At 67.1% G+C, this 15,864-nt stretch carries 16 protein-coding genes; 7 read left to right on the top strand and 9 right to left on the bottom strand.

Going from position 1 to position 15,864, the window contains the following annotated elements; all coding sequences use genetic code 11:
• The first annotated feature begins 61 nt into the window (after positions 1 to 61).
• From ABD693_RS04435 to holA, 4 genes are read left to right on the top strand one after another with little or no spacing between them, the layout of a single operon-like run.
• Complete coding sequence (locus tag ABD693_RS04435) at positions 62 to 490, top strand: DUF3576 domain-containing protein (protein WP_344695811.1); 429 nt, start codon at positions 62 to 64, stop codon at positions 488 to 490.
• Between the two features lie 24 nt (positions 491 to 514).
• Positions 515 to 3,022, top strand: coding sequence for a leucine--tRNA ligase (gene leuS, locus ABD693_RS04430; RefSeq protein WP_344695810.1), 2,508 nt, complete (start codon positions 515 to 517; stop codon positions 3,020 to 3,022).
• Positions 3,019 to 3,513, top strand: a complete 495-nt coding sequence (lptE, locus tag ABD693_RS04425; RefSeq protein WP_344695809.1) for an LPS assembly lipoprotein LptE — start codon at positions 3,019 to 3,021, stop codon at positions 3,511 to 3,513. Before leuS ends, lptE begins: the two co-directional genes overlap by 4 nt.
• On the top strand, positions 3,510 to 4,511 hold the full coding sequence (gene holA / locus ABD693_RS04420) for a DNA polymerase III subunit delta (RefSeq protein ID WP_344695808.1): 1,002 nt from the start codon (positions 3,510 to 3,512) through the stop codon (positions 4,509 to 4,511). The genes lptE and holA overlap by 4 nt, the downstream gene beginning before the upstream one ends.
• Here the strand turns inward: holA and ABD693_RS04415 are convergent.
• The 9 genes from ABD693_RS04415 to hemE form a co-directional block, all read right to left on the bottom strand.
• Entirely contained in the window at positions 4,508 to 5,389 is an 882-nt protein-coding gene (locus ABD693_RS04415; RefSeq protein WP_344695807.1) for a ParB/RepB/Spo0J family partition protein, read from the bottom strand. The two genes, holA and ABD693_RS04415, sit on opposite strands and share 4 nt — an antisense overlap.
• Positions 5,386 to 6,165: a ParA family protein gene (locus ABD693_RS04410; RefSeq protein WP_344695806.1), complete on the bottom strand. Its 780-nt coding sequence runs from the start codon at positions 6,163 to 6,165 to the stop codon at positions 5,386 to 5,388. The genes ABD693_RS04415 and ABD693_RS04410 overlap by 4 nt, the downstream gene beginning before the upstream one ends.
• On the bottom strand, positions 6,162 to 6,779 hold the full coding sequence (gene rsmG / locus ABD693_RS04405) for a 16S rRNA (guanine(527)-N(7))-methyltransferase RsmG (RefSeq protein WP_344695805.1): 618 nt from the start codon (positions 6,777 to 6,779) through the stop codon (positions 6,162 to 6,164). Before rsmG ends, ABD693_RS04410 begins: the two co-directional genes overlap by 4 nt.
• Positions 6,776 to 8,458 carry a tRNA uridine-5-carboxymethylaminomethyl(34) synthesis enzyme MnmG gene (gene mnmG, locus ABD693_RS04400; protein ID WP_344695804.1) on the bottom strand — a complete coding sequence of 561 codons (1,683 nt, stop codon included), beginning with the start codon at positions 8,456 to 8,458 and terminating at the stop codon, positions 6,776 to 6,778. Before mnmG ends, rsmG begins: the two co-directional genes overlap by 4 nt.
• Before the next feature lie 56 nt (positions 8,459 to 8,514).
• Complete coding sequence (mnmE, locus tag ABD693_RS04395) at positions 8,515 to 9,789, bottom strand: tRNA uridine-5-carboxymethylaminomethyl(34) synthesis GTPase MnmE (RefSeq protein WP_344695803.1); 1,275 nt, start codon at positions 9,787 to 9,789, stop codon at positions 8,515 to 8,517.
• Between the two features lie 38 nt (positions 9,790 to 9,827).
• On the bottom strand, positions 9,828 to 10,508 hold the full coding sequence (locus tag ABD693_RS04390) for a YjbE family putative metal transport protein (protein WP_344697569.1): 681 nt from the start codon (positions 10,506 to 10,508) through the stop codon (positions 9,828 to 9,830).
• A 113-nt stretch (positions 10,509 to 10,621) separates the two neighbouring features.
• Positions 10,622 to 11,878: a transcription termination factor Rho gene (gene rho, locus ABD693_RS04385; RefSeq protein WP_344695802.1), complete on the bottom strand. Its 1,257-nt coding sequence runs from the start codon at positions 11,876 to 11,878 to the stop codon at positions 10,622 to 10,624.
• Positions 11,879 to 12,050: 172 nt separating this feature from the next.
• Positions 12,051 to 12,506 carry a CopD family protein gene (locus ABD693_RS04380; protein WP_344695801.1) on the bottom strand — a complete coding sequence of 152 codons (456 nt, stop codon included), beginning with the start codon at positions 12,504 to 12,506 and terminating at the stop codon, positions 12,051 to 12,053.
• Between the two features lie 2 nt (positions 12,507 to 12,508).
• Positions 12,509 to 13,558, bottom strand: a complete 1,050-nt coding sequence (gene hemE / locus ABD693_RS04375) for a uroporphyrinogen decarboxylase (RefSeq protein WP_344695800.1) — start codon at positions 13,556 to 13,558, stop codon at positions 12,509 to 12,511.
• 307 nt (positions 13,559 to 13,865) lie between these two features.
• Here hemE and ABD693_RS04370 point away from each other — a divergent pair, with 307 nt between their 5' ends.
• Genes ABD693_RS04370 through coaE form a run of 3 tightly spaced genes read left to right on the top strand, consistent with a single transcriptional unit; the run spans position 13,866 to position 15,864 of the window.
• Positions 13,866 to 14,450, top strand: coding sequence for a Maf family protein (locus tag ABD693_RS04370; RefSeq protein WP_344695799.1), 585 nt, complete (start codon positions 13,866 to 13,868; stop codon positions 14,448 to 14,450).
• An 8-nt stretch (positions 14,451 to 14,458) separates the two neighbouring features.
• On the top strand, positions 14,459 to 15,274 hold the full coding sequence (locus ABD693_RS04365; RefSeq protein WP_344695797.1) for a shikimate dehydrogenase family protein: 816 nt from the start codon (positions 14,459 to 14,461) through the stop codon (positions 15,272 to 15,274).
• Positions 15,271 to 15,864, top strand: a complete 594-nt coding sequence (gene coaE / locus ABD693_RS04360; protein ID WP_344695795.1) for a dephospho-CoA kinase — start codon at positions 15,271 to 15,273, stop codon at positions 15,862 to 15,864. Before ABD693_RS04365 ends, coaE begins: the two co-directional genes overlap by 4 nt.

Here is a 15,864-nt window from a genome sequence, read left to right as displayed (position 1 = left end):
TGAAGACGCGACCACTATAACGCTCCTCAAGCAATCCGCCTCCTTCAATCGGGAATTGACCATGCGCCGACCGCTTAGCCTTCTTCTCCTGTCAGCCGTCGCGCTGACGGCCGCGGGCTGCAGCCGCAATCGCAACATTCCGGTCGAACTCGCGCCGTCGCGGACGACCGCGATCGGCGTGAACACCTATCTGTGGCGCGCCGCGATCGACACGCTGAGCTTCGCGCCGCTGCTTACCGCCGACAGCAACGGCGGCGTGATCGTCACCGACTGGTACGCCAACCCGAGCGCGCCGGGCGAGCGAGTCAAGCTAACCGTCTCGATCCTCGACCAGGACCTGCGCGCCGACGCCCTGCGCGTCGCCGCCTCGCGCCAGGTCAACCAGAACGGCCAGTGGGTCGATGCGCCGGTCACGGCCGCGACCGTCCAGAAGCTCGAGGACATCATCCTCACCCGCGCCCGCGACATCCGCCGCGCCGCCGTCGGCTAAGAGCCGCAACGTACAGGAGTTACCATGACCACCGACCGCTTCGTGCCCGCGGCGAGTGATTCCCGCTGGCAGGAGCGGTGGGAGTCGGAGGGCTGCTTCCGCGCCGACAGCGCGAGCGCCAAGCCCAAGGCCTATGTCCTCGAGATGTTCCCCTATCCCTCGGGGCGCATCCACATGGGGCACGTGCGCAACTACACCATGGGCGACGTCCTCGCCCGCTTCCGCCGCGCGCAAGGCTATGAAGTGCTCCATCCGATGGGCTGGGACGCCTTCGGCATGCCGGCCGAAAATGCGGCAATGGAGAAGAAGGTCCATCCGGGCCACTGGACGCGCCAGAACATCGCCCAGATGCGCGCCCAGCTGAAGCGCCTCGGCTTCGCGCTCGACTGGAGCCGCGAACTCGCGACCTGCGAACCCGACTATTACGGACACGAGCAGGCGCTGTTCCTCGATCTCTTTGCCGCCGGGCTCGTCTTCCGCCGCGAATCGGAGGTGAACTGGGATCCGGTCGACATGACCGTGCTCGCCAACGAGCAGGTGATCGACGGACGCGGCTGGCGGTCGGGCGCACTGGTGGAGCGGCGCAAGCTGAACCAATGGTTCCTGCGGATCACCGACTTCGCCGAAGAGCTCCTGGACGGCCTCGGCTCGCTCGACCAGTGGCCCGACAAGGTCCGGCTGATGCAGGAGAACTGGATCGGCAAGAGCCGTGGCCTGCAGTTCCGTTTCGCCCGTCCCGAAGGCGGCGAGGTGGACGTCTTCACCACCCGTCCCGACACGATCTTCGGCGCGAGTTTCGTCGCCATCTCGCCCGGCCACCCGATTGCCGAGGCGCTCGCCGCCGAGCGGCAGGACGTCGCCGACTTCATCGCGCGCTGCAAGCAGGGCGGGACCACCGCGGCCGAGATCGAGACCGCCGAGAAGCTCGGGTTCGATACCGGGCTCACCGTCACGCATCCGCTCGATTCCTCATGGCAGCTGCCGGTCTGGATCGCGAACTTCGTATTGATGGACTATGGCACCGGCGCGCTGTTCGGCGTGCCCGGCCATGACGCGCGCGACTTCGAATTCGCGACCAAATACGGCCTGCCGATCACCCGCGTGGTCGCGTCCAGAGCCGACGAGGCCGATGCCCCGCTCGCCGAGGCCGAGACCATCGCCGGCGTCGCGGTCAACAGCCGCTTTCTCGACGGCCTCACCACCGACGCGGCCAAGGCCGAGATCATCCGCCGCGCCGAGGCCGATGGCTGGGGCGAGGGCAAGACCCAGTATCGCCTGCGCGACTGGGGCGTCAGCCGCCAGCGCTACTGGGGCACGCCGATCCCGATCATCCATTGCGACGCGTGCGGCGCGGTCCCGGTGCCGAAGGACCAGCTCCCGGTGGTCCTTCCCGAAGACGTCAGCTTCGACATTCCCGGCAACCCGCTCGACCGGCACCCGACGTGGAGCAAGGTCGACTGCCCGTCCTGCGGCAGCCCCGCGCGGCGTGAAACCGACACGCTCGACACCTTTGTCGACAGCAGCTGGTATTTCATCCGCTTCGCATCACAGCCCGACGACAAGCCGTTCGACGCGGCCGAAGCGCAGGCCTGGCTTCCGGTCGGCCAGTATATCGGCGGGGTAGAGCATGCGATCCTCCATCTCCTCTACGCCCGCTTCTGGACCCGCGCGCTCGAGCGGATCGGCAAGCTCTCGGTGAAGGAGCCGTTCAAGGGCCTCTTCACCCAGGGCATGGTCACGCACGAGACCTACAAGGCGGGCGACGGCAGCTGGCTCAGCCCCGACGAGGTCCGCCGTGAGGGCGACGACTGGATTCACGTCGAGAGCGGCCATCCGGTCACCAGCGGCCGCGTCGAGAAGATGTCCAAGTCGAAGAAGAATGTCGTCGACCCCGACTTCATCATCGATCGCTACGGCGCCGACGCCGTGCGCTGGTTTATGCTCTCCGACAGCCCGCCCGAGCGCGACCTCGAATGGTCGATCGGCGGGATCGAGGGCGCGGCCCGCTTCGTCCAGCGTGTGTGGCGCCTCGCCACCGCCGAGCGGCAGAGCGCGGGCGAGGACATGGCGCTCCGCCGTAAGCTCCACCGCGCGATCGCCGCGGTCGGCAGCGCGGTCGAGGGCCTGCAATTCAACAAGGCCGTCGCGGCGGTCTACGAATTGACCAGCGCGATTGAGAAGGCCGCCCCGTCGGCCGACCGCAGCGCCGCCATTTCGAGCCTCGTCATCCTCGTCGCGCCGATGGCGCCGCACCTCGCCGAAGAAGCATGGGTGGCGCTTGGCGGCAGCGGGATGGCGGTGGACCAGCCCTGGCCCGCCCATGATCCCGCGCTGCTGGTCGACGACGAGGTGACGATCGCGGTGCAGGTCAACGGCAAGCTTCGCCACACGATGAATGCGCCGCGTGGCCTGTCCCGCGAAGACCTTCAGGCGATGGCGCTGTCGGCCGAGAAGATCGCCGCGCAGATCGCCGAAGCCACGCCCAAGAAGATCGTGGTCGTCCCCGATCGCCTCGTGAACATCGTCCTGTGAAACGGTTCGCCCCCCTCCTCCTGATCGCCGCGCTCGGCGGCTGCGGATTGCGTCCGGTCTATGGCGGTGGCGCGAGCGGCCAGACGGCCACCTTCCTGTCGTCGATCGCGGTCCAGCCCATCGCCGGTGGGCGCACCGGCTGGCTCCTCCGCTCCGCGCTCGCCGAGCGCCTCGGCGAGCCCAAGGGATCGCAGCCCTATCGGCTCGAGGTCGAGGTCGACGACGACGTCACCGGCTTCGGTATCCGCGGCGACACCGCCGTGACCCGGGAGCGGCGCACCATCCGCGCCCGCTATCGCCTGGTCGAAAGCGCCACGGGACGAGTCGTTCTGGACGCGACCGCGGGCTCCGACGCCGGCCTCGATGTCGTCAGCTCCGACGTTGCGACCCTCGCGGCCGAGCAGACGGCCGCCGAACGCCTCGCTCAGGTCGTGGCGGACCAGATCGTCGGTCGGCTTGGCCTCTACGCCAACGCGGGCCGCCCGAAGTGAAGCTGGCGGCCGGCCGCGTCGCCGCCACGCTGGACCGGCCCGACCCCTCGGTTCGTTTCTATCTTTTTTCGGGCTCGGATTCCTCGACGAGCCGGCTGCATGCCCAGCGCCTCCTTGGCGCGCTCAAGGCCGAAAAGGTCGCCACCAGCGTCGCGCAATTGAAAAGCGATCCCGCCTGGCTCGCCGACGAGGCTGCGAGCATCTCGATGTTCGGCGGCCAGCGGCTGCTGTGGATCGAGCCCGCCGGCGAGGACATTCTCCCCGCCGTCACCGCCTTGCTCGACCTTCCCTCGGCCGAAGCCCCCGCGATCGCGATCATCGCCTCGACCCTGCGCAAGGACAGCAAGATCGCGAAATTCGCCGACAGCCGGCCGGGTGCGATCCACGTCGCGAGCGAGCCGCTCGCCGCCCGCGATCTCGTGGCCGCGATCCTCGAACTCGGGCGCGGCGAAGGATTGCGGCTGACCCCGCAGCTCGCCGAACGCGTCGCCGAAGAGGCCGCCGGCGACCTCATGCTCGCCCGGCTCGAGCTCCAGAAATTCGCGCTCTACGCTGATGCCGCGCCCGACCGCCCCTGTGACCTCGACGAGAGCGTCGTCGATGCGCTCGGGATCGACCAGGCGGAGACCGACCACAGCCGCCCCGGTGACCTTGCACTGGCCGGAGACCTCCACCAGCTGGGCGCCGAACTGGTGCTGCTCGAAGCTTCGGCGATCGACGCCATTCCCGTCGTCCGTGCGCTCCAGCGCCGCCTGCTGATGCTCGTGCCGCTGCGCGCGCGGGTCGACAGCGGTCAATCGATCGGCACCGTTCTCGGCTCGGTCTGGCGCGACAAGGCAGCCGTGACCAGGATCCTCCCGCGCTGGACGAGCGCGCGCCTCGCCGAAGTCATGGTCCGGGTCCAGAAGCTCGAGCGCGAGCTCATGCTGCGCCCTGTCCCACCCTCGGCGGCGCTCGGCGAATTGCTGATGCAGCTCGCCCGCGCAGCCGGACGCTAGATCGGCTCGCCGCTCAGGCGCTGGCAGATGAGGTCGAGCTGGTCGAGGCTCGAGAAATGCACCGCGACCTGACCAGCCCCGCCCTGGTGCTGGATCGAGACCTTCAGTCCGAGGAGATCGCCGAGCTGCCGCTCAAGCGCGAGCAGGTCGGCATCGCGCGCCGCGGCAGTGAGGCGAGCGCTGCCACGGCCAATGTCGCTTCCGGCCCCCGGCCGACGCTTTCGTGCGAGCGCTTCGGTCTGCCGAACCGACAGGCCGCGCTTCACAATCTCTTCCGCCAGCGCTTCCGCATCGTCCGAAGACGCAATGGCGCGGGCGTGCCCCATCGTCAGCGTTCCCGCATCGAGATGGGCGCGCACACTCTCCGGAAGATCTCGTAATCTCAACAAGTTAGCGACATGGCTGCGGCTCTTGCCGACGAGCTTGCCGACTTCCTCAGGCTTGTGGCCGAAACGCTCGACAAGCGCCGCATAGGCGTCAGCTTCCTCGAGCGGCCCGAGGTCGGCGCGCTGCACGTTCTCGATCAGCGCGACTTCGGCGGTCCCGGCTTCGTCGAAGGTCCGGACGATCGCCGGAATCTTGTGCAGCTGCGCGCGCTGAGCGGCGCGCCAGCGACGCTCGCCCGCGACGATCTCATATTGTCCCGCGTCGCCCGCCGGGCGGACGAGGATCGGCTGAAGCACACCGCGCGCGCCGATCGATTCCGCGAGCTCGGCCAGCGCGTCCTCGTTGAAGACCCGGCGCGGCTGACGTGGATTGGGGCGGATCGCCGCGACGTCGAGTTCGCGGACGCCGTCGGCGCTGCCGGGCGCGGCCACGGGCGCATCGCCAAGCAAGGCGGAAAGGCCGCGGCCAAGGCCGCGCGCAGGCTGATTCATGCGGCTTCCTTCAGGGCCGGGAGGCGGGCCATCAGCTCGCGCGCCAGACCGACATAAGCGGTCGAGCCCGAGCAGCGAAGATCGTAGATGAGCGCCGGTAGTCCGTGGCTCGGGGCTTCGGACAGGCGGACATTGCGAGGAACGACGGTGTCGAACACCGCGGCGCCGAGGCAGGCACGAACGTCCTCGGCGACCTGCGCCGAAAGGCGGTTGCGGCGGTCGAACATGGTCAGGGCGACCCCAAGGATCGACAGCTCGGGGTTGAAGCGGGTGCGAATGCGCTCGACCGTCTGCAGGAGTTGGCTGAGGCCCTCGAGCGCGAAGAACTCGCACTGCAGGGGGACGAGCAGGTGACGGGCGGCCACAAGCGCATTGACGGTGAGCAGGCCGAGCGAGGGCGGGCAATCGATCAGGCAGATGTCCCACCGCGGCGGCGCGGCGTCGAGTGCGTCGGCGAGGCGATGCGTACGGCGATCGAGGTCGACCATCTCCACCTCGGCGCCCGACAGGTCCTGTGTCGCGGGGAGCAGGTCGAGGCGCGGCACGCGCGTCGCCTGGACGCTGTCGGTCACGGTTTCGGTGCCGATCAGCACTTCGTAGGAGGAGCGTTCACGCGCCGACGGGCCGATGCCGAGCCCGGTCGAGGCATTGCCTTGGGGATCGAGGTCGATCAGCAGCACGCGCCACCCCATGGCGGCGAGGCCGGTGGCGAGATTGATGGCGGTGGTGGTCTTCCCCACCCCGCCCTTCTGATTGGCAATCGCGACCTTGATCATCCCCGTCCCGCTTTCCGACGGACCGCCTCTGCCACGAGGATCCGGCTTTCCGGATCGGTTACGCTGGGCTCCAGTCGGAAGTTACCTTGCCACGTGCGGCGGGCTTCTTCCAGTTCCTTTGCCGCGCTTCGGCCTTTTGGCAGCACCCACCGGCTCTCGGGATGGGACAATGGCAAGGATATGGCGAACAGCCTGTCGATCGAGGCGACCGCGCGGGCGGTGATGACGTCATATCGGCCGGAAAGCTGGTCGGTCTTGCCCGTGACGATCGTGACGTTCTTCAGGTCGAGTTCGTCGCGACACCGCTCGAGAAAGGCAGTGCGCAAGCGGCGGGGTTCGACCATCGTAACTTCTCTAACATCGCGCATAGCGAGCACCATGCCGGGGAGGCCCGGGCCGCTCCCGATATCGAGCCAGGACGCGTCGGTGGGAGCGTGTCGGAGGAGTTGGGCGGAGTCGATGATGTGCCGTTGCCAAACGTCCTCGACGCTGCCGCGGCTGATGAGATTCTGGCGGCTGTTTTCGTCGAGGAGAAGCGACACATAGCGCTCGATCTTCGCGGCCGTTTCACGTGAAACAGGCCCTCCGAATGCTTCTCCCAGCGATTCGATCATGCGGCAGTCCGTGAGACGGCGACATAAAGTGCCGTCAGCGCCGCAGGCGTGATCCCAGGAATGCGCGAAGCCTGATCGAGGTTTTCGGGCCGCGCGAGCTCAAGCCGTTCGGCCATCTCGGCAGAAAGGCCCGGGATGGAGGCAAAGGCTAGCGACGCCGGAAGGCGCGTCGCGCGGCTGCGATCGACGTCGGCCCATTCCTTCTGCTGCCGCGCGACATAAGGCGCATAGAGGGCGTCTGCCTGCCCTTGCTCCGTCGCGGCGAATTCCGATGTCGCCCGTGCCTCGAAGTGGCGAACGATCGCCGAGCGCCGCGCGTTCGACAGGCAATCGGTGTCGAGCGCCATCGCCCCTAGCCGCGAAACCGCATTATCGGCGCGCAGCAGCAGGCGATATTCGGCCCGCGCGGTCATCATGCGATAAGGTTCGGTCACGCCCTGGAGCGTCAGATCGTCGATCATCACCCCGATGTAGCTCGACTGGCGGGTGAAGGTGACCGGGGCCTCTTCGCGAACGAACGCCGCAGCGTTGAGACCCGCGACCAGGCCCTGCGCAGCCGCTTCCTCGTAACCGGTGGTGCCGTTGATCTGCCCCGCGAGGAACAGGCCGGGCAGGTCGCGGACCTGGAGATCGGTGCCGAGTCGGCGCGGATCGACATGCTCATATTCGACCGCATAGCCAGGCCGGACGATGTCGGCCCGCTCGAGTCCCACGATCGAGCGGATGAAACGGGTCTGCACCTCGACCGGCATCGAGGTCGAGATGCCATTAGGGTAGACCAGCGGATCGTCGAGCCCCTCGGGCTCGAGAAAGATCTGGTGCCCGTCGCGATCGCCGAAACGGCGAATCTTGTCCTCGATCGACGGGCAATAGCGCGGCCCCCTCCCCTCGATCGCCCCCGAATAGAGCGGGGAGCGGTCTTCGGCTTCGCGCAATATGGCGTGGGTCGCGTCATTGGTGCGCGTAATGGCGCAGCGGAGCTGGGGAACGGGCTTCCAGCTCTCAGGATGCGCGGAAAAGCGCCACGGCTCGGAATCGCTCGGCTGCTCACCGAGGCGCGCCCAGTCGATGGTACGACCATCGAGCCGTGGCGGGGTCCCTGTCTTGAGCCGCCGCTCGGCGAGCCCGACGTCACGGAGCTGCGCGGCGAGCGGAACACTGGCTTGCTCGCCCTCTCGGCCTGCGGGGCGAGACTCCTCGCCCATGAATATCCGGGCGTCGAGGAAGGTGCCGGTCGCAACGACCACCGCGGGGGCGTGAAGGCGGGTGCCGTCGGCGAGCTCGACCCCGGCGATGCGGTCGTAATCGATCAGCAAGGCGATGGCCTCGCCGGTCAGGCGCGCGATCGGGAGCTCGGCCAGAAGGTCTTCGATTGCCCGCCGATAAAGCTTGCGGTCGGCCTGGATGCGGGGACCCCATACCGCCGGTCCCTTGCTCCGGTTGAGCATGCGCCGGTGAATCGACGCGCGATCGGCGGCGCGCGCCATCAGGCCGTCGAAGACATCGAGTTCACGGACGAGATGGCCCTTGCCGACCCCGCCGATCGACGGGTTGCAGCTCATCTGACCCGCGTTCGAGGGGTCGAAGCTCAGCAACGCGACCTTGGAGCCGCGACGCGCTGCCGCAGCCGCCGCCTCGCAACCAGCGTGCCCTGCTCCAATCACGATGACGTCGAACATCAGCGCGCCCTAGCGCCGGCGAGCCGCTTTTACGAGTTGTTCCACGTGAAACAGGGTCATTTGCCGAGGCAGAAGCGCCCAAATAGCGCGTCGAGCACGTCTTCGGTACTTGAGCGACCGGACAGATGGTCCAGCGCGAGGAGCGCTCGGCGAAGCGCATCGGCAGTGATGACGATGTCGTTCGCCGTCACATCGGTCAGTGCATCACATGCGATCTCGAGCGATGTCGCCTGGCGGCGATTGAGTGCCGTCCGGTCCGGTGGTGGAAGAATATTCTTCGCACGCTCCGCGATGGCGCTCGTCAGGGTGTCGAGCCCCTCACCGCCGATGACCGACGTCGCGATGCTGGCCAAGGGCGCGGGATCGCTCCGCTCGTCGGCGCGGGCATGGACGAGGATGGTCGACCTTCCAGTCGGTGCCGCGCGAGGGTCGCCGAGCCAGAGCAGGAGATCGGCCTCTTCCTGCGCTGCCCTCGCACGCGAAACACCGATGCGTTCGACCTCGTCCTCGCTGTCGCGAAGGCCGGCCGTGTCGACGAGAGTGATCGGAATACCGCCAAGATCGAGCCGCGTTTCGATGACGTCGCGGGTTGTGCCGGCAATCGGCGTGACGATGGCCTTGTCCGAACCGCTCAAAGCGTTGAAGAGACTGGATTTTCCGCTGTTCGGTGGTCCTGCGAGCACCACCCGCAGTCCGTCGGCCAGCAACTCGGCACGCGGCGAAGCCAGCCAGCGCTCCCATTCGGCGCGAAGGTCGTCCGCGGCGGCGGCGAGCAAGCCCATCGACGGCTCGGTCTCGTCCTCGTCGACATAGTCGATCGCGGCTTCCGCTTGCGCCGAGAGCATGACGAGCCGCGTGCGCCAGGCTTCGACCTGGTGGCGGAGCGCCCCGCCCGCGGTGGCGACGGCGGCGCGGCGTTGCCATTCGGTCTCGGCACCGAGGAGTTCGCCGAGGCCCTCGGCCTGGGTCAGGTCGAGCCGGCCGTTGCCGAGCGCACGGCGCGTGAACTCCCCCGGCTCGGCGTGCCGCAGCCCTTCCATGCTGGCGAGCTCGGCGAGAAGGCGCGCGACGACGGCCCGGCCACCGTGACAGTGGAATTCGACCAGCGGCTCCCCCGTGACGGTCGCGGGCGCGGCAAAGCGGACGACCAGCGCGCGGTCGATGGTGGTGCCGTCCCCTGCCCGCAACGTCCGCAGCGCGAGCTCGCGCGGCGGTGGCAGCGGGCCGGCAAGGCGCTCAAGCGCTTCTTCAGCCAGCGGACCGCTGCAACGGACGATGGCGACGGCCGCGGGCAGCGCGCCGCTCGAGAGGGCGAAGATGGTGTCGGTCACCCGCGCTGTTTGCCCCGTCTCCGCGAGGCGTTTCAAGCTCAGCCGAAGAGGCGGCCGAGACCGACCTGCGGATCGATCCAGCCTTCGTACATCATCTTGACCGCGACATAGAGGATCACGGCGAGGCCGACGTAGGCGATCCAGCGATAGCGCTCGATGTAGCGGGCGATGATGTTGGCCGCGAGGCCCATCAGGGCGACCGCGAAGATCAGGCCGACGATGAGGATGCCGGGATGCTCGCGGGCCGCGCCGGCGACCGCCAGGACGTTGTCGAGGCTCATGCTGACATCGGCCACCGCGACGGCCCAGGCAGCGCTGGCGAAGCTCTTGGCGGGCTTGAGGCCGCTATGCTCGTCGCCCTCGATCTCGGGGCTGCCGGCATTGTCGGCGGCGTGGCGCAGTTCGCGCCACATCTTCCATGCGACCCACAGGAGAAGAAGCCCGCCGACGAGGATCAGGCCGACGATCTGGAGTAATTGGGTGACGATCAGCGCGAACAGGATGCGCAGCACCAGGGCCGCGGCGACGCCGATCAGGATGACCTTCTTGCGCTGCTCGGCGGGAAGGCCCGCGGCGAGCGCGCCGACGACGATCGCATTGTCGCCCGCAAGGACGAGGTCGATCATCAGCACCTGGAGGAAGGCCGCAAAGGCCGCCGGCTCGGTGATGTTGCTGAAATCCTTGATGATCGATGCCCAGATGTCGGCAGGGCCGCCCATCGAGGAAGCGGCGGCGATCAGAAGGTCAAGCAAGTCAGGCTCCGGCGTGTACGAGCGGTGAAGGGGAACGCGGCACCGGCGCTGTCATCGCACCAGTGCCGCCTTCGTTCCGGTTACTGGTTCATCGAGGCGAAGAAATCCTCGTTCGACTTGGCGTCGCGCATCTTGTCGAGGAGGAACTGCATCGCGTCGACGGTGCCCATCTGCATGAGGATCCGGCGCAGCACCCACATCTTGGTGAGGGTGTTCTGCGGGACCAGCAGCTCTTCCTTGCGGGTGCCGCTCTTGCCGACGTCGAGCGCCGGGAAGATGCGCTTGTCGGCGACCTTGCGGTCGAGCACGATTTCGCTGTTACCGGTGCCCTTGAACTCTTCGAAGATGACCTCGTCCATCTTGGAGCCGGTGTCGATCAGCGCGGTGGCGATGATCGAGAGCGAGCCGCCCTCCTCGATGTTGCGGGCGGCACCGAAGAAGCGCTTCGGACGCTGGAGCGCGTTGGCGTCGACACCGCCGGTCAGCACCTTGCCCGAGCTCGGCACGACGGTGTTGTAGGCGCGGCCAAGACGCGTGATCGAGTCGAGGAGGATGACGACATCCTTCTTGTGCTCGACGAGGCGCTTGGCCTTCTCGATCACCATTTCCGCGACCTGGACGTGGCGCTGCGCGGGTTCGTCGAAGGTCGAGGAGACGACCTCGCCCTTCACCGAGCGCTGCATGTCGGTGACTTCCTCGGGCCGCTCGTCGATCAGCAGGACGATCAGGAAGACTTCCGGATTGTTGTCGGTGATCGCGCGGGCGATGTTCTGGAGGAGTACGGTCTTGCCGGTCCGCGGCGGCGCCACGATCAGCGCGCGCTGGCCCTTGCCGAGCGGCGAGACGATGTCGATGACGCGTGCCGACTTGTCCTTGATCGTGGGATCGAGAGTGTCGAGCTTGAGCTTCGAATCCGGATAGAGCGGCGTCAGATTGTCGAAATTGACGCGATGGCGGACGGCGTCGGGCTCGTCGAAATTGATCAGCGTGACGCGGCTCAGCGCAAAATAGCGCTCGCCGTCCTTGGGCGCGCGAATCTCGCCCTCGACGGTGTCGCCGGTGCGGAGGCCGAAGCGGCGGACGAGCTGCGGGGTGACGTAGATGTCGTCGGGGCCGGCGAGATAATTGGCTTCCGCGCTGCGCAGGAAGCCGAAGCCGTCGTTGAGCACTTCGATGGTGCCCGAGCCCATGATCTCGGCGCCGGTCTCGGCGCGGACCTTGAGAATGGAGAACAGCAGATCCTGCTTGCGCAGGGTGGAAGCCCCTTCGATGCCCATTTCCTCGGCCTGAGCGACGAGTTGGGCGGGGGTCTTCTGCTTGAGATCCTTGAGGTGCATTTACCTGTCTTTTGTCTGGAAAGTTTGCAGTCGAATGACTGAAAGGCCGCGTCGAGAACCGAGCGGACACACCGGCAAAGGGGGAATACGGGCCGGTGCGGCCGTATTGATGACGGCCTATGCCCCGGTGGGGCTCAAGTCAACATGGGGGTCCTGCCGCCCCCTCGCAAGATCAGAAAGGCTTGACGATCACCAGCACGACGATGAGCGCGGTCATGATGCCGGGCACCTCGTTCATGATGCGGAGCGTGCGATTCTCGAGCGGGCGATCGCCGCGCGCGAGCTTGCGGCCGTAGGCACCAAGCCAGCCCTGATAGCCCGAGAGCATTATCACGAGCAGCAGCTTGCCGTGGAACCAGCCTTGGCTCCACGCGCCGATGTTGAAGGCGAGCGCGAGGCCGAGCACCCAGACGATGATCAGCGCGGGCGTCAGGATGATCGAGCGGGTGCGGCGCTCGCGCTCGATCCAGGCGCGATCCTCGGCCGAGCCGGGCGCGGTCGCGTGATGGTAGACGTAGAAGCGCGGGAGCAGGAACAGCCCCGCGATCCAGAAGATGACGAAGGTCAGGTGCGCGGCCTTCACCCACGGATAGGCGTTGCCGAGGAAGCCGTTGTAGGCGTCGAGCATCGTCAAAGGGTCTTTCCGAGCAGGCGGAGAAATTGTTCGACGTGGGCGATCGGCGTCGTCTGCTGAATGCCGTGGCCGAGGTTGAAGACGTGCGGACGCTCCTCGAGCGCGGCGAGGATCTTGCCCACGGCCTTCTCCAGCGCGGCGCCGCCGGCGATCAGCGCGAGCGGATCGAGATTGCCCTGGACCGGCATGCCGTCGGGCAGGCTCGCATGCGCCCAGACCGGATCGACCGTCTCGTCGAGTCCGACCGCGTCGATTCCCGTCTCGCGGGCATAAGCCGGAAGCTTGCCGCCAGCGCCCTTGGGAAAGCCGATGATGGTGAGGTTCGGACGCGCTTTCCGCAGGCGATCGACGATCCGCGCGGTGGGAGCGATCACCCAGCGCTCGAACTCGGCCGGGGCGAGGCTGCCCGACCAGCTGTCGAACAATTGCACCGCATCGACGCCGGCATCGGCCTGGCCGACCAGATAGTCGACGCTGGCGTCCTCGATCGCGGTGATGATCGCACCGAACTTGCCGGGGTCGAGATAGGCGAGCTGGCGCGCCTCGGCCTGCTCGCGGCTGCCTTCGCCTGCGACCATGTAGGTCGCCACGGTCCAGGGAGAGCCCGCAAAGCCGAGGAAAGTCGTTTCAGGCGACAACTGCGCCTTCACCTGGCGAACGGTCTCGTAGATGGCCTCGAAACGCTCCGGCGCGGGCACGAAGGCGCTCATCTCGGCGCCCGACAGCGGCGGTGCGAGGCGCGGCCCCTCGCCGGCGACGAAGCTGAGCTGCTGGCCGAGCGCATGCGGCACGATCAGGATGTCGGAAAAGAGGATCGCGGCGTCGAGCGGGAATCGGCGCAGCGGCTGGAGCGTGATCTCGGCCGCGGCGGCCGGATCGTAGACCATGTCGAGGAAGCCGCCCTTGTCGGCCCGGAGCGCACGATATTCGGGAAGATAGCGGCCGGCCTGGCGCATCATCCAGACCGGGGGTGGATCCCGGCGCTCGCCGCGCAGGACGGCAAGGAGGGGCTTGTCGGTCGTCAAACTCGAAGGCTGATCCGCCACCCTTATCTCTTTCTCTCTTAGATTCTTAAAAGGTAGTTGGAGTCTGTTGGTCGCCCCATGAGGGGGATTAAGTGGACCTCACACGGTTGCCAACAGGTGGCCGGAAACCGTTCTTCTCGCAAGACCGCCGATTCGCGGCGCGGGACTCCCGATATCCACAGCCTTGTGGATGGCTTCGTCCCCCGTGGATAAACGAGTCGGGGAATCGATGGCGAGCGGCCCGGACGCGCTCCGATTGGTCCATCCCCCGATCCGCGCTAGGGGCTGAGGGGCATTTCTCCACAGGAACGAACATGGAACTGGCGGCGTGACCCTGATCCTGGCCTCGACTTCGCCCATTCGGGGCACCCTGATCGCCAATGCGGGCGTCGCTTATGCGGCGCAGGCGCCCGGGGTCGACGAAGCGGCGGTGAAGGCGGGCTTCGCGGGCGACGATGCCGCGCTCGCGACCCGGCTGGCCGAGGCCAAGGCTTTGGCGGTGAGCGGCATGCAAGGCGACGCGCTGGTGATCGGCAGCGACAGCCTGGTCAGTGTCGAGGGCCGCCGCTTTGACAAGCCCGCGGGGCGCGAGAGCGCGGCCGAGCATCTGCGCTTCTTTTCGGGCAAGACGATGCGGCTCACCAGCGCGGTGGTGCTGGCGCAGGGCGGAGAGATCGTCTGGCGCCATGCGAGCGAGGCGCGGCTCCAGGTCCGGCCGCTGAGCGAGGCGTTCATCGAAGACTATCTCGAGGCGGACTGGCCCGAGGTCAGCTATTGCGTCGGCGTGTTCCGGCTCGAAGGGCCGGGCATCCAATTGTTCGAGACGATCGAGGGCGACCATTTCACGATCCTCGGCCTTCCGCTGCTGCCGCTGCTGGGCGCGCTGCGGGAACGGGGCAAGCTGCCGTCATGACGTCTGGCGTGCCTTATGCCGAAGTGATCGGCGATCCGGTCGGCCATTCGAAGTCGCCGCTGATCCACAATTTCTGGCTGGCGAAGCTCGGGATCACGGGTGTTTATCGGACGTGTCACGTCGCTCCCGAAGAGTTGCAGGCTTATCTGGAGCATCGGCGCGAGGACCCCGTCTGGACGGGTTGCAACCTCACTATTCCTCACAAGATTGCAGCGCTCGCCCTCGTCGATGAGATTGACCAGTCAGCCGCTGACATTGGAGCGGCGAACTGCATTGTTCCGAAGAATGGCAAACTGGTGGCCTTCAACACCGATGGCAGCGGTGTCGATGCAGCGATTCCCGGTGTTCACAACTCGGTCTGCATCATTGGCGCTGGGGGTGCTGCAAGGGCCGCCATTCCGACATTGGATGTCATGTGCGCGCTCGACATCAGGGTCGTAGCTCGCGATCCGATCAAGGCCCGGCACGCGCTATCTTCCCTACCTTATGATCTTGCTTTTTATCCGTTCGCCGAAGCTGCTGAGGCAATGCGCAATGTCGACGGCATCATCAATGCAAGTCCTCTCGGCATGACAGGACAATGGCCCATGCCAGACAATATTCTGGCAGCGCTGGAGACGGTGGCTCCCGACGCCTACGTCTTCGATATGGTCTATTCACCATTAAAGACCGGACTTCTCCAAAAGGCCGAAGCGATTGGACTTACTGCGGTCGACGGCCTGATCATGTTGGTCGGACAAGCAGGCGGAGCCTTCAAGCTCTTCTTCGGCGAGCCCGCCCCGCGCGAGCATGACGCCGAGTTGCGCGGGTTGCTGACGGCATGAGGACGATCGCGCTCACCGGCTCGATCGGCATGGGCAAATCGACCGTCGCGGCGATGTTCGCGGCGCGGGGCATTCCGGTGTTCGACGCCGATGCGGCGGTGCGGCGCTTGCAGGGGCCGGGCGGCAAACTCGTGCCGGTGATCGAACAGCGGTTTCCCGGCACGACGCGCGACGGCGCGGTCGACCGCGAGGCGCTGTCGGCGGCGGTGCTCGGCCGGCCCGACGAACTGAAGGCGCTGGAGGCGATCATGCATCCGGCGGTCCACCACGAACGCACGCGCTTCATCGTCGCGCATGGCGACGCCCCCGCCCTGCTGTTCGACATCCCGCTCCTGTTCGAGACCGGCGGCGACCGAGTGTTCGACGTGATCATCGTCGTTTCCGCTCCGGCGGACGTGCAGCGCGAGCGGGTGCTGGCGCGGCCGGGAATGACGCCGGAGAAGCTCGATCACATCCTCGCCCGGCAGATGCCCGACGCCGAGAAACGGGCGCGTGCCACCCATGTCATCGACACCTCGATCAGCCTTGCCGCGACCGAGGCCCAGGTCGATGAAATCCTTGCTGGACTGGGACTTGGCCCGGGCGCATAG

Source organism: Sphingomonas rosea (assembly GCF_039538065.1).
GTDB classification, from domain to species: Bacteria; Pseudomonadota; Alphaproteobacteria; order Sphingomonadales; family Sphingomonadaceae; genus Sphingomicrobium; species Sphingomicrobium rosea.
This window is presented reverse-complemented; position numbering and strand designations above follow the sequence as displayed.